The following is a 12858-nucleotide window of genomic DNA, read 5'->3' on the forward strand; positions in this document are numbered from 1 at the left end:
CTCCTGAGGGAGTCGTTTTTTTTATGGTCGTGGTCGGCAGAACCACCAGGCAGGGAGGTCGGCGTGATGATTCGTATGGCAGGGGTGGAGGATGCGGCGGCGCTGGACAGCTTCTTCGGGCAACTGGACAGGGAGACCCGCTTCATGCTGTATGAAGCGGGAGAGCGCCCCTCGGACATCGAGGGGCAGCGCAGGCGGCTCGAGGCCATGGCCGCGGCCCCCAATCAGGCCATGTGGCTGCTGGAGCTGGCGGGGGAGGTACAAGGGTTTGCCGCGCTCCTTGGTGGCGGCCTGGCACGCAACCGCCACTGCGCCCTGGTGGTGATGGGGCTGCGTTCGGGGGCGCGCGGGCAGGGATGGGGGGAACGGTTGCTGCGTACCCTGATCGCGACCGCGAGGGATCTCGGTATCCACCGGCTGGAGCTGGGAGTGATGGCCCACAACGAGGTGGCCCACGCCTTGTATCGCAAGTGCGGGTTCGTGGAGGAAGGGGTGAGACGGCAGGCCTATCGGCTGGACGAGGGCTATGTGGACGAGATTTCCATGGGGCTGCTGCTGCCGCTGGACAGGCCATGACGCCGCTGGCCCCGAGATGCTGGTCTGGGGCGCTGGATTGGGGCAGGCTTGTGGGGAAACCATCAAGACAAGGAGGCGCCCATGAAGGGGATATTGCTGCGTTGGCTGGCTCGCTACGATGCCTGGTGCCAGGAGTGGGGACTCACACCGGAGAACCGGCGCTGCTGCGCGCCGGTACGCCATGATGAAGACGAGAAGCGCCCGGAGAAGGGCGACGACCTCACTGGAACTGGCGGGTCACGGCGCCAGTGACGCTGTTGTAGTCGAACGAGAGCCCGTCGGGGTATGCCGGGAAGCGGCCCACGGAGCTGCGCAGGGTATAGCGGCAGTTGTCGTGACGAAGGGCGCCGTCAGCCTGAGCGTCTGCCGGGATGAGCCGGGAGATGTAGTCACTGTCCGAATCCTGGTGCAACTCATCGGCCACCGTCAGATCGGTATCGAGCAGGGCGCCAAACAGGCTCTCGCAGTCGTCCCGGCTGCTGACGGAGATCTGATCGCTGTCGCCACCGGGGAAGACGGTATCGGGCCCCTGACCTCCCTAGTCCTCCTTGGTGCCAACCGGCCAGCCATGGCTGTTGATGTCGAGATCCTGCCTGCCCATGCCGCTAAAGTTGTAGAGTGCCAGGGGCTCCCCCTTCACCTTGACCGCCCAGCCGGCGTGGGCGAGCCGGGCGGCACTGGCAAAGCTGCCCGCCGTGGCCGAGACGCTGCTCTTGAGCCCGTCGTCCTGGATGTTGATGAAGCGGGGCTGGGCGGTCACGGCCAGGATCCCCAGCACGATGATGACCAGCACCAGTTCTATCAGGGTAAAGCCTCGGGAAACGTGTGTTGGCATGGAATGAACCCATTGAGTACGACAGACAGGTAAGCGCGACATGGAATTGATAGACACCCACTGCCACCTCGATTTTCCGGTCTTTGACGCCGATAGGGAGGCGCTGCTGACCCGGTGGCGCCAGCTGGGGGTGGGCGAGTATATCATCCCCGCCGTGGGAGAGGAAAACTGGGGGCGGGTGATGGCGCTGGCCGAGCGCCACGACGACATCCGCTATGGCCTGGGGATCCATCCCTGGTATGTGGGCAAGCAGCCCCGGGATGCACTGACCCGGCTGGAGACCCTGCTGGCGAGTCGGCCCCGTGGGCTGGTGGCCGTGGGGGAGTGCGGGCTGGATCTGCGCTCCCATGTGCCGCAGGGGGGGCAGGTCGAGATGTTCGAGGCGCAGGTGCGGCTGGCCATGGCGCATGCGCTGCCCCTCATCGTCCACTCGGTGCGTGCCAACGACACGGTCGCCAAGATCCTGCGGCGCTTCACTCCGCCACAAGGGGGGGTCATTCATGCCTTCAGCGGCTCCCTGCATCAGGCGGAGGTGTTCTGGCAACTGGGTTTCAGGCTGGGGATCGGGGGGGTCATCAGCTATGAGCGGGCCAACAAGACCCGGGAGGCGATACGCCAGATGCCGCTGGAGGCCTTGCTGCTGGAAACCGACGCTCCCGACATGCCGCTGCAGGGCCAGCAGGGGGAGGTGAACACGCCGGCCAGCCTGCCGACCATAGCCCGCTTGTTGGCACAATTGCGGCAGCAATCGCTGGAGGATGTTATTTCGGTGTTACATGACTCCACCCGGCGGCTGTTCCCCCCGGGAAATCATGAAATTAACATTTGATCATCAAATGATGACCGAGTGATAAAAAACAGGGCCCATAAAAATCGTTTGCGGTCTAATTAAACGATGTTCAGGCCGTTTGTGGCTTATAAAATGTGACCAGTATTCTATTTTGTCGCACCGTAATTAGTATAATGCGCACCCTTGATTAGCGGCTTCAATACACAAATCGTTAACAAGCTGGCAGGTGCTACTAAAGAGGAAGTGTTAATAATGAATCTGATAATGGGTCTGGTAGGGATGGCGACGCTCATCCTTATTGCGGTGCTGTTCTCCAGCAACCGCAAGGCAATCAAAATTCGTACCGTAGGTGGCGCCTTTGCCATCCAGGCCGGTCTGGGGGCCTTCGTGCTCTACGTGCCGGTCGGTCGTGACATCCTGGTGGGCGTGTCCGACGCCGTCTCCAGCGTCATCGGTTATGGCCAGAACGGCATCGAATTCCTGTTCGGTGGTCTGGTTGGCAACAAGATGTTCGAAGTATTCGGTGGCGGTGGCTTCGTCTTCGCCTTCCGCGTCCTGCCCGTCATCATCTTCTTCTCTTCCCTGATCGCGGTACTCTACTACCTCGGCATCATGCAGTGGGTGATCAAGCTGCTGGGCGGCGGTCTGCAGAAGGTGCTGGGCACCTCCCGTACCGAATCCCTCTCCGCCACTGCCAACATCTTCGTCGGTCAGACCGAAGCCCCGCTGGTGGTACGTCCCTTCATCTCCAAGATGACCGACTCCGAGCTGTTTGCCGTCATGTGTGGTGGTCTGGCTTCCGTTGCCGGCTCCGTGCTGGCCGGTTACGCCTCCATGGGCGTCAAGATGGAATACCTGATCGCCGCCTCCTTCATGGCTGCCCCGGGTGGTCTGCTGTTCGCCAAGCTGCTGGTACCGGAAACCGAGACCCCGAGCTACGACGAGAACACCGCAGAAGGTGAGCTGGACGACAAGCCGGCCAACGTGATCGACGCCGCTGCCGCCGGTGCCTCCGCCGGTCTGCAACTGGCCCTGAACGTGGGTGCCATGCTGCTGGCCTTCATCGGCCTCATCGCCATGATCAACGGCATCTTCTCCGGTGTGGGCGGCTGGTTCGGTTACCCGCAACTCTCCCTGGAGCTGCTGCTGGGCTGGCTGTTCTCCCCGCTGGCCTTCCTGATCGGCGTGCCCTGGAGCGAAGCGGTCGTGGCCGGTTCCTTTATCGGTCAGAAGCTGGTGGTCAACGAGTTCGTGGCCTACCTGAACTTCGCTCCCTACCTGAAGGATGAAGTGCTGATCAACGGTGTGGCCATGTCCGAGCACACCAAGGCGATCATCTCCTTCGCCCTGTGCGGCTTCGCCAACCTGTCCTCCGTCGCCATCCTGCTGGGTGGTCTGGGCTCCATGGCACCGAACCGTCGCGGCACCATCGCCAAGTTCGGTCTGAAGGCCGTGCTGGCAGGTTCCCTGTCCAACCTGATGTCTGCGACCATCGCAGGCTTCTTCCTGGCGCTGTCCGGCATGTAACATCGCCTGACTGACAGGATAAAGACGAACGCCACAGCGATTTGCTGTGGCGTTCTCGTTTGGGGTGGTGACAACCGTTTTCCTGTCAAGACTAATAATAAAGTGAGTCAAATCGGAGGTTCTATGAATGAAGTGCTACTGGCTATGGCGGCCGGCTTTATCGTTGGGGTGTTGTTTTCTTTCCTCAAGTTGCCGATACCGGCGCCGCCCGTCCTCTCCGGCGTCATGGGGATCGTGGGGGTCTATCTGGGGGGCATTGCCTACTCCTGGATCCTGACCCGCTTCTTCTCTTAAGCGCCTTCCAGCGCTGGATTTGCCGGGTGTGAGGTACCTCTGAAATTGGCAAATCCGGCTTGCAAACACGGGGTATCTCGGCTGAAATAGGCGATGCCAGCAGGGTGCTGGCATTGACTAATGCCCGGTGAATCCGGGTGTTGGCGGTCAAATGGAATTGATTGGGAAGTCGGGTCTGCGTAGTCGGCCTTTCTCAAGTCTTCATGGAACCAAGTCCGCACTTTTGTAAGAAAGTGACAGGGCTCTTGCCTTATTTGCAGCCGTATTGCCTGTGCATTTGCGCTGCAATTCCATATCCCGTTGCTCCGGGAACGTCTCTGCCGACCCTTGGTGTTCGGTGAAGCCGATCGCGGGTGATGGGGCTTAACAAGACTTTGGAGACATAGCATGACTGATCTGAAAGTGGCCGCCCAACGCGCCCTGAACCTGATGGACCTGACCACCCTGAACGATGACGACACCGATCAGAAGGTGATCGACCTGTGCCACAAGGCCAAGTCTCCGGCCGGCCTGACCGCCGCCGTCTGCATCTACCCCCGTTTCATCCCCATCGCGCGCAAGACCCTGCGTGACATCGGCGCCGCCGACGTGCGCATCGCGACCGTGACCAACTTCCCCCACGGCAACGACGACATCGAGATCGCCGTGGCCGAGACCCGCGCCGCCGTGGCCTACGGTGCCGACGAGGTGGACGTGGTCTTCCCGTACCGTGCCTTCATGGCCGGCAATGAACAGGTCGGCTTCGATCTGGTCAAAGCATGTAAGGAAGCCTGCGGCGCCAAGGTACTGCTGAAAGTGATCATCGAGACCGGCGAGTTGAAGGAAGAGGCGCTGATCCGTCGCGCCTCCGAGATCTCCATAGACGCCGGTGCCGATTTCATCAAGACCTCCACCGGCAAGGTGCCGGTGAACGCGACCCCGGAAGCTGCCCGCATCATGATGGAAGTGATCAAGGCCAAGAACCCGAAAGTGGGCTTCAAGCCGGCCGGTGGCGTGAAAGACGCCGCCGTGGCGGGTCAGTACCTGGCCATGGCCGAAGAGATCCTGGGCAAGGACTGGGTATCCGCCCGCACCTTCCGCTTCGGCGCCTCCAGCCTGCTGGCCAGCCTGCTGGCGACCCTGGGGCATGGCGACAAGCCTGCCAATACCAGCGGTTACTAAGCGGTGGCAGGGGGCGGTGCGCCGCCCCCTTTCGGATCTGGTTCGGTCTGTGTTCGTGCGTGATGCACGGAGGGAATGAAAGATGTTTTTGCCTCAAGAAATTATTCGCAAGAAGCGCAACGGTGAAGCGCTCAGTACCCAAGAGATTCAATTCTTCGTCCAGGGCATAACCAACAACACCATCGGCGAGGGGCAAATTGCGGCCCTGGCGATGGCGGTCTACTTCAAGGACATGACCATGGATGAGCGGGTTGCCCTGACCTGCGCCATGCGCGACTCCGGCATGGTATTGACCTGGGACCACCTCAACCTGGGCGGCCCCATCGTCGACAAGCACTCCACCGGCGGCGTGGGTGACGTTGTCTCCCTGATGCTGGGCCCCATGGTCGCTGCGTGCGGCGGTTTCGTGCCCATGATCTCCGGCCGTGGTCTCGGCCACACCGGCGGTACCCTGGACAAGCTGGATGCCATCCCCGGCTACCAGACCTCGGTCGACAACGATCGCTTCCTGAAAGTGGTGAAAGAGGCGGGGGTCGCCATCATCGGCCAGACCGGCGATCTCGCACCGGCCGACAAGCGTATCTACGCGGTACGGGATATCACCGCCACCGTCGAGTCCATTGCCATGATCACCGGCTCCATCCTCTCCAAGAAGCTCGCCTCCGGGCTGGAAGCGCTGGTGATGGATGTGAAAGTGGGCTCCGGCGCCTTCATGCCGACCTTTGAAGCCTCTGAAGAGCTTGCCAGGAGCATCGTCGCCGTGGCCAACGGTGCCGGCTGCCGCACCTCTGCACTCCTGACCGACATGAACCAGGTGCTGGCCTCCAGCGCCGGCAACGCCGTGGAAGTGCGCGAAGCGGTGCGCTACCTGACCGGTGAGTATCGCAACCCGCGCATCCACGAAGTGACCATGGCCCTGTGCGCCGAGATGCTGATCTCCGCCGGTCTTGCCAGCGATGACGGCGATGCCCGCACCAGGTTGCAAGCGGTGCTGGACAACGGCAAGGCAGCCGAGATCTTCGGGCGCATGGTGACCGGCCTCGGTGGTCCCGCCGACTTCATGGAGCGCTACGACGCCTACCTGCCCAAAGCCGCCATCGTGCGCCCCGTCTACGCGGCCCACAGCGGATTCGTCACCGCCATGGACACCCGTGAACTGGGCCTGGCCGTGGTCGCCATGGGCGGTGGTCGCCGCGCCGCCGCCGACAAACTCGATTATGCGGTCGGTCTGACCGACTTTATCCGCCTGGGTCAGAGCGTCGATGCTGACAAGCCGCTCGCCCTGATCCACGCTCAGACAGAAGCTCAATTTGCCGAGGCTGCCCGCATGGTGCAGGCTGCCGTGAAGATCGGCGACACCCGACCAGAGGCGCTGCCCGAGGTTTACCGTCGCATCGGTCTGGCTGATTTGTAACAAGGGGAAGTCCCATGAAACGTACCTTTATTCTGATGATGGACTCTTTCGGTATTGGTGCTGCCGCCGATGCCGACAAGTTCGGCGACGTGGGTGCCAATACCCTTGGCCATATCGCCAAGGCGTGCGCCGCCGGTGAGATCGAGGGCCGTGGCGCTCTCAACCTGCCAAACCTCAGCAAGCTGGGTCTGGGCCACGCGGGCGAACTCGCCAGCGGCGCCTTCCCGGCCGGACTGAACAAGGATGTCGAGGTGATCGGTGCCTACGGCTTTGCCCAGGAGCTCTCCTCCGGCAAGGACACCCCGTCCGGTCACTGGGAGATTGCCGGCGTGCCCGTCTTGTTCGAGTGGGGTTATTTCCACGACCATCACAACAGCTTCCCGCAGGAGCTGCTGGATGCCATCGTCGAGAAGGCCGGTCTGCCCGGGTATCTGGGCAACTGCCACGCCTCCGGCACCCAGGTGCTGGACGATCTGGGCGAAGAGCACATGCGCACCGGCAAGCCGATCCTCTACACCTCCGCCGACTCCGTGTTCCAGATCGCCTGCCACGAAGAGACCTATGGCCTCGAGAAGCTCTATGAGCTGTGCCACATCGTGCGCGAGCTGCTGGAGCCCTACAACATCGGCCGCGTCATCGCGCGTCCGTTCGTGGGCAGCGGCAAGGGCAACTTCAAGCGCACCGGCAACCGCCACGACTACTCCGTGCTGCCGCCGGCGCCGACCGTGCTGGACTACATGAAGGAAGCGGGTGGCCAGGTGGTCTCCATCGGCAAGATCGCCGACATCTATGCCCAGCAGGGCATCACCAAGCAGGTGAAGGGGACCGGTCTGACCGAGCTGTGGGACAGGACTCTGGAAGAGGTGAAAGCGGCCGGTGACCAGACCATCGTCTTCACCAACTTCGTGGACTTCGACTCCTCCTACGGTCACCGCCGTGACGTCAAGGGCTACGCCGATGCGCTGGAGTACTTCGACTCCCGCCTGCCGGAGCTGTTCGACCTGCTGCAGGATGGCGACGTGGTGGTGCTGACCGCCGACCACGGCTGTGACCCGACCTGGAGCGGTACCGACCACACCCGCGAATACATTCCGGTACTGTTCTACGGCAAGCCGGTCAAGGCGGGCTCCGTCGGTCGTCGCGAGACCTTCGCCGACATCGGCCAGAGCATCGCGGCCTACCACGGCCTGCCCAAGCTGCAATACGGTACCAGCTTCCTGTGATGGTGACCCCGGGCCGGTTCGCCTGCCCGGGGTGCCACTGGGCCCCGGTTTCCTGTAATGTACCGCCGCCGCGCAGGCAGCGGACAATCCATAAAGACAATAAAACTCAACCTAGTGTGAAGGAATAAAGAGAATGGCAACTCCTCATATCAATGCGAAAGATGGCGCCTTTGCTGATACCGTGCTGATGCCGGGCGACCCCCTGCGTGCCAAGTACATCGCCGAAACCTTCCTGGAGAACGTCGAGCAGGTGTGCGACGTGCGCAACATGTTCGGTTTCACCGGCACCTACAAGGGTCGTCGCATCTCCGTCATGGGCCACGGCATGGGCATCCCGTCCTGCTCCATCTACGCAAAAGAGCTGATCACCGACTACGGCGTGAAGACCCTGATCCGCGTGGGCTCCTGCGGTGCCGTGCGTGAAGACGTGAAACTGCGTGACGTGGTGATCGGCATGGGTGCCTGCACCGACTCCAAAGTGAACCGTCTGCGCTTCAAGGACCACGACTTCGCCGCCATCGCCGACTTCGACCTGGTGGCCAATGCCGTTCAGGCCGCCAAGAACAAGGGCGTGGCCGTGCGCGTGGGCAACATCTTCTCCGCCGATCTGTTCTACACCCCGGACCCCTCCATGTTCGACGTCATGGAAAAATACGGCATCCTGGGTGTCGAGATGGAAGCCGCCGGTATCTATGGCGTGGCCGCCGAGTACGGTGCCAAGGCGCTGACCATCTGCACCGTCTCCGACCATATCCGTACTGGTGAGCAGACCACCTCCGAAGAGCGTCAGCTGACCTTCAACGACATGATCGAAATCGCGCTGGACTCCGTCCTGCTGGGTGACAACTGATCCCCCTCGCGCATAAAAAAACGGCGGCCCTCGGGCCGCCGTTTTGCATTTTTGCGAAGCACGGTCAGAGATCGAGGGCGAAGCGCCCCTTGCCCGACTGCTTGGCCCGGTACATGGCGGCATCGGCCCGGTGCAGCAGATCGTCGATGTGACAATACTGGCCCGAGTGGCAGAGGGCGCCTCCTATGCTGCCGGCAAGGGGCAGCCGGTGACCGGCCACGTCTCCAGGAACCGCCATGGCCGCCAGCAGCCGCTCGCACAGGGCGGGCAGCTCCAGTTCCGGCTGGCGCAGGGCGGGCAGTATGATGGTGAACTCGTCGCCGGCCAGGCGCGCCACCATGTCCCCCGGGCGCACCTCGGCACTCAGCACCTGGGCGAAGCGTTGCAACAGGGCATCGCCGACGTGGTGTCCCAGCCTGTCGTTGATCCCCTTGAAGCCGTCGAGATCGAGGAACAGCAGGCCCAGGGGTTCGGCATTCTGGCGCACCCGCTCCAGCTCCCGGGAGAGGCGCAGGGTGAAGGCGCGCCGGTTGGGCAGGCCGGTGAGGGGGTCGTGAGCCGCCTCGTGTTCCAGCTGGCTTTGCAGCGCCTTGAACTCGGTGATGTCGCTGCCGAGGATGTAGACCCCGGGCTCGTCGCCCCGGCTCGGGATCATGGTGATCCTGAGGTCACGCTGGCCTATGGGCAGATCGAAGCGGCGCTCGAAACTCACCTGTTCACCGGCGAGGGCCTTTGCCACATAGGCCATGGCCCTGTCGTGGGCCTCCTCGCCGATGACGTCCCGCACGCTCATCTCCCGTATCTGTTCGGTATCGAGCCCGAAGTAGCGGCAATAGGCCTGGTTGGCGAAGAGGTAACGCCCCTCGGGTGACACCATGCTGATGGTGACCGGCAGGCCATCGGTGATGGCCCGCAGCCGGGCCCGGCCACGCTCGATCTCCGCGAGCACCTGGCGGCGGGCGGAGATGTCATGCAGGAAGAGGGCGAGGCGCACCTTGCCGTCGAACTGGTAGCGCTCTGCGATCACCTCGACCGGGATGTGCCGGCCTGTGCGGGTGATGATGTCGCATTCCAGCCGCCGTGGCGGACTCTGCGGGTTGCCTGACAGGCTCAGCAGGGGGTGATCGGCGCCAAGCAGCCCTGAGAGGGAGCGGCCCAGCATCTCGTCGGCGTGCCAGCCGAGCAGGGTGGTGGAGGCCGGGTTCCAGCCTGTGATGATAAAATCGGCATCGAGCTCGAGGAAGGCATTGCTGGTGTGCTCCAGCATGTGCTGCAAGCGGCGCTGCTCCTGCCACAGCTGCTGCTGCATGGCGCCGCGCTCGCGCATCTCCTGATGCAGCTGTTCCACCGTGCGGGAGAGCTCCCGGGTCCGTGACTGCACCTGCTGCTCGAGCCCTTGCTGCAGCCGCACGAGTTCGGCTTCGGCCTGTTTGCGCTCGGTGAGGTCGGCAAACACGGCGATCATGTGGGGGGCCATGGTGCGGCTCTGGCAGAGGGTCACGCTGAGCTGGACCCAGCACTGGGTACCATCGGCCCGGATCATCCGCTTCTCCAGCCGGTAATCCTGCCGTTGCCCCGCGATCAGGGCATCGAACAGGGGCTGCTCCCGTTGCAGATCTTCGGGATGGGTCATGGCGAGCCAGGTCCGGCTCAGCATCTCATGCTCGCTGTAACCGAGCAGCCGCTCCAGCCCCGGGTTGGCTCTCAACCATTTCCCCTCGAGGGAGGAGAGGGCCATGCCCACCGACGACTGGTTGAAGGTGAGGGTGAAGAGATGCTCCTTGTCTTCCAGCACCTGGTTGAGGGTGCGCACCTGGTGGCGCCGCTCCAGATCGTGCAGGGTGTTCTCCACCAGGCGGCCGAAGTCGTCGAGATCCCGGCAGGCATCTTCGTCGAGATGGCGCGGCACATGGTCCACCAGGCAGAGGGTGCCGAGCACCACGCCATCCAGCGCCCGCAGGGGGCGGCCGGCGTAGAAGACCACACCGGGATCATCGGTCACCAGCGGATTGTCGGCAAAGCGGAGATCCCGTCTGGCATCCGGTACCTGCATGATGTCGGGGCGCAAAATGGCATGACCGCAGAAGGAGTGCTCCCGGTTGATCTCGCACATATCGACCCCGGTGCGGGCGAGAAACCACTGCCTGTTCACGTCGGTCAGGGAGACCATGGCGATGGGGAGTGCGAAATGGCGGGTGATGAGCCGGGTGAGGCGATCAAGCTGATCGATGGGCTCGTGGTCGAGCAGGCCGAGGATGCGCAGTCGTTCCAGTCGACTGTGTTCATCCAGCGGCAAGGGGGGGGCAATCATGTGGCTCTCCTGCCAGTGATCTTGCCAGTGTTATATACAAGCCGGAGGATGTGATCCACTCCCGCTTATTGCGGAGCGGCGGGTTTGCTCTGTTTCTTGTGCTTGCGCACCCGCATGTAGTTGCGACGCACCCCGTAGGAGATGAGCAGGCCGGCCAGCAGCATCACCAGCAGCATCAGGCGCTGTTTCTCCTGGTTGACCTTGAGATGGGTATCTTGTGCGGCCAGCAGTTTCTGCTCTTCCAGGGTGATCCTCAGATAGCCCAGGGTCAGGTTTCCGTCCTGGATCTCCTGGACGAACTGGATGCGCCCCTTGCCCTGCTCCGGCAGGGATTTGTTGTCGCTGCCGATGGGCAGCAGACTGTCCAGCGGCAGGGCGTTGTCCGACTGGGCGAGGGGAATACCGCGGGCGTCATAGAGGGTGACATCCAGAATGTCAGGCTCGGCGGCCAGATCCTGCGCCAGTCTCTCCAGTTCGCTCTCCTTGTCCTCCTTGATCCAGCGGCGCATGTCCCGGGCGGCATAGGCGACCAGCGCCTGTGCTCTGTCCCGTGCCGCCGCGTGCAGGGCGGCCTGGCTCTCTCCCTGCATGTGAATGAGCAGCACCAGCACCCAGAGACCGAGCAGGACTCCCGCCGCCAGGCTGACAACACGTTTGATGGGAAGATGACGCACAGAACCGGGCCTCTGGTAATGGATGAGCGGGGCTGGCTGGTGCCCCGGTGTCGCGAAGCGGGAAACTGGGGGGTCTGTTTCCATGTCTGCCCGCACCGCAGGCGGGATCTTGGCGCTTGCCTGTACAAAAAGCAATACGCTACTCTGGGCCCGCATGATGAACCCCATGATTTCCAAGGAAGGCGTCTCTCTTATGTTGTTGTCCCAACTTCCCCGCTCCCTGCACGACTGGTCCGGGGCCCTGAGCTGTGCTCCCTGCTGGCAGCTCACCAACGAAGCCCTGCTGCCCGCGGCCAACGCCCACGACAGCGCCTGGATTGTCCTGTTTGGCAAGGGGCTGGAGGCCGGTCATCTGGCCCGCCTGGCCCAGCAGCTGGATGCCCTGGGGCTTGAGTCAAGCCTCTATCCCGCAGGGGAGCAGGCCGGTATTCCACTGCTGCTGCTTGGCACCAACCGCTTCTCCCCCGAGCTGGTGCAGGCGCTCAAAGCCCAGGAGTGGGACATCGACCTGTGTCATCTGGCCGCCCTGCCCACCCTGAGTGAGCCCGGTCTGCTGGTGATGGACATGGATTCCACCGCGATCAGGATAGAGTGCATCGACGAAATCGCGCGGCTGGCCGGGGTCGGTGAGCAGGTGGCGGCCGTTACCGCGGCGGCCATGCAGGGCAAGCTGGAGTTTGCCGACAGTCTGCGTGCCCGGGTGGCGCTGCTGGAAGGGGCGTCGGTCACCATCCTCGACGAGGTGGCGGCCGACATGCCCTGGATGCCGGGCCTGCCACTCATGGTCGATACCCTCAAGCAGGCTGGCTGGAAGGTGGCGATCGCCTCCGGTGGCTTCACCCGCTTTGCCGGCGAGTTGCAGCGTGCTCTGGGTCTGGATGCCATTTTCGCCAACGAGCTGGCGGTGGAAGGGGGCTTGCTGATCGGCAAGGTGAGCGGCCCCATCGTCGATGCCGCCGCCAAGGCCGAGGCACTGCAACAGCTGGCCTCGGAGTACGGGGTGGTTGCATCCCAGACGGTCGCGGTCGGCGATGGTGCCAACGATCTCAAGATGATGGGGGTGGCGGGGCTTGGCATTGCCATTCATGCCAAACCCCTGGTTCGTGCCCAGGCGGCGGCGACCCTCAATCACCACGATCTGGAAGGGGTGCTCTGCCTGCTCGGCGCCCTGGCTTGTCGCGACCGACGCTGGTGCTGATCCCG

At 63.1% G+C, this 12858-nt stretch carries 12 protein-coding genes and 1 pseudogene; 10 read left to right on the forward strand and 3 right to left on the reverse strand.

Annotation, left to right across the window (positions count from 1 at the left end; all coding sequences use genetic code 11):
- The first annotated feature begins 66 nt into the window (after positions 1-66).
- Both C3F36_RS13260 and C3F36_RS23610 read left to right on the forward strand, forming a co-directional pair.
- A complete protein-coding gene (locus C3F36_RS13260) occupies positions 67-576 on the forward strand; it encodes a GNAT family N-acetyltransferase (protein WP_199769718.1) in 510 nt (169 codons plus the stop codon).
- Between the two features lie 81 nt (positions 577-657).
- On the forward strand, positions 658-828 hold the full coding sequence (locus C3F36_RS23610) for a DUF5363 family protein (RefSeq protein ID WP_164882078.1): 171 nt from the start codon (positions 658-660) through the stop codon (positions 826-828).
- Here C3F36_RS23610 and tppF read toward each other — a convergent pair.
- Positions 797-1411: pseudogene (gene tppF, locus C3F36_RS13265) on the reverse strand (type IVa pilus pseudopilin TppF). The gene C3F36_RS23610 and the pseudogene tppF overlap by 32 nt on opposite strands.
- A 40-nt stretch (positions 1412-1451) precedes the next feature.
- Between tppF and C3F36_RS13270 the strand changes: the two are divergent.
- The 7 genes from C3F36_RS13270 (at position 1452) to deoD (ending at position 8670) form a co-directional block, all read left to right on the forward strand.
- A complete protein-coding gene (locus C3F36_RS13270) occupies positions 1452-2240 on the forward strand; it encodes a TatD family hydrolase (RefSeq protein WP_104455217.1) in 789 nt (262 codons plus the stop codon).
- Between the two features lie 213 nt (positions 2241-2453).
- On the forward strand, positions 2454-3728 hold the full coding sequence (locus C3F36_RS13275) for a NupC/NupG family nucleoside CNT transporter (RefSeq protein WP_010673026.1): 1275 nt from the start codon (positions 2454-2456) through the stop codon (positions 3726-3728).
- A gap of 123 nt (positions 3729-3851) precedes the next feature.
- Entirely contained in the window at positions 3852-4022 is a 171-nt protein-coding gene (locus C3F36_RS13280) for a XapX domain-containing protein (protein ID WP_010673027.1), read from the forward strand.
- Positions 4023-4409: 387 nt separating this feature from the next.
- The gene (gene deoC / locus C3F36_RS13285; RefSeq protein WP_039039946.1) at positions 4410-5183 is read left to right on the forward strand and encodes a deoxyribose-phosphate aldolase; all 774 of its coding nucleotides are present in this window, start codon (positions 4410-4412) and stop codon (positions 5181-5183) included.
- Between the two features lie 82 nt (positions 5184-5265).
- The gene (gene deoA / locus C3F36_RS13290; protein ID WP_041210927.1) at positions 5266-6597 is read left to right on the forward strand and encodes a thymidine phosphorylase; all 1332 of its coding nucleotides are present in this window, start codon (positions 5266-5268) and stop codon (positions 6595-6597) included.
- A gap of 14 nt (positions 6598-6611) precedes the next feature.
- Positions 6612-7820: a phosphopentomutase gene (locus C3F36_RS13295; RefSeq protein ID WP_104455218.1), complete on the forward strand. Its 1209-nt coding sequence runs from the start codon at positions 6612-6614 to the stop codon at positions 7818-7820.
- Between the two features lie 133 nt (positions 7821-7953).
- A complete protein-coding gene (gene deoD, locus C3F36_RS13300; protein ID WP_005341325.1) occupies positions 7954-8670 on the forward strand; it encodes a purine-nucleoside phosphorylase in 717 nt (238 codons plus the stop codon).
- 64 nt (positions 8671-8734) lie between these two features.
- Here the strand turns inward: deoD and C3F36_RS13305 are convergent, their stop codons facing one another.
- The gene (locus C3F36_RS13305) at positions 8735-10981 is read right to left on the reverse strand and encodes a sensor domain-containing diguanylate cyclase (RefSeq protein ID WP_104455219.1); all 2247 of its coding nucleotides are present in this window, start codon (positions 10979-10981) and stop codon (positions 8735-8737) included.
- A 65-nt stretch (positions 10982-11046) separates the two neighbouring features.
- Positions 11047-11655 carry an AhpA/YtjB family protein gene (locus C3F36_RS13310; RefSeq protein WP_010673032.1) on the reverse strand — a complete coding sequence of 203 codons (609 nt, stop codon included), beginning with the start codon at positions 11653-11655 and terminating at the stop codon, positions 11047-11049.
- Between the two features lie 193 nt (positions 11656-11848).
- On the opposite strand from C3F36_RS13310, the gene serB reads away from it, so the two are divergent.
- Positions 11849-12853, forward strand: coding sequence for a phosphoserine phosphatase SerB (serB, locus tag C3F36_RS13315; RefSeq protein WP_104455220.1), 1005 nt, complete (start codon positions 11849-11851; stop codon positions 12851-12853).
- Positions 12854-12858: the final 5 nt, after the last annotated feature.

The sequence above is a fragment of the Aeromonas sp. ASNIH2 genome, from assembly GCF_002934795.1.
Taxonomy (GTDB): Bacteria; Pseudomonadota; Gammaproteobacteria; order Enterobacterales; family Aeromonadaceae; genus Aeromonas; species Aeromonas caviae.

What these genes read in the sequence shown, in the direction of transcription:
- C3F36_RS13260 (WP_199769718.1), top strand. Translation starts at nt 67, where the DNA reads ATGATTCGTATGGCAGGGGTGGAGGATGCGGCGGCGCTGGACAGCTTC.
- C3F36_RS23610 (WP_164882078.1), top strand. Translation starts at nt 658, where the DNA reads ATGAAGGGGATATTGCTGCGTTGGCTGGCTCGCTACGATGCCTGGTGC.
- C3F36_RS13270 (WP_104455217.1), top strand. Translation starts at nt 1,452, where the DNA reads ATGGAATTGATAGACACCCACTGCCACCTCGATTTTCCGGTCTTTGAC.
- C3F36_RS13275 (WP_010673026.1), top strand. Translation starts at nt 2,454, where the DNA reads ATGAATCTGATAATGGGTCTGGTAGGGATGGCGACGCTCATCCTTATT.
- C3F36_RS13280 (WP_010673027.1), top strand. Translation starts at nt 3,852, where the DNA reads ATGAATGAAGTGCTACTGGCTATGGCGGCCGGCTTTATCGTTGGGGTG.
- deoC (WP_039039946.1), top strand. Translation starts at nt 4,410, where the DNA reads ATGACTGATCTGAAAGTGGCCGCCCAACGCGCCCTGAACCTGATGGAC.
- deoA (WP_041210927.1), top strand. Translation starts at nt 5,266, where the DNA reads ATGTTTTTGCCTCAAGAAATTATTCGCAAGAAGCGCAACGGTGAAGCG.
- C3F36_RS13295 (WP_104455218.1), top strand. Translation starts at nt 6,612, where the DNA reads ATGAAACGTACCTTTATTCTGATGATGGACTCTTTCGGTATTGGTGCT.
- deoD (WP_005341325.1), top strand. Translation starts at nt 7,954, where the DNA reads ATGGCAACTCCTCATATCAATGCGAAAGATGGCGCCTTTGCTGATACC.
- C3F36_RS13305 (WP_104455219.1), bottom strand. Translation starts at nt 10,981, where the DNA reads ATGATTGCCCCCCCCTTGCCGCTGGATGAACACAGTCGACTGGAACGA.
- serB (WP_104455220.1), top strand. Translation starts at nt 11,849, where the DNA reads ATGTTGTTGTCCCAACTTCCCCGCTCCCTGCACGACTGGTCCGGGGCC.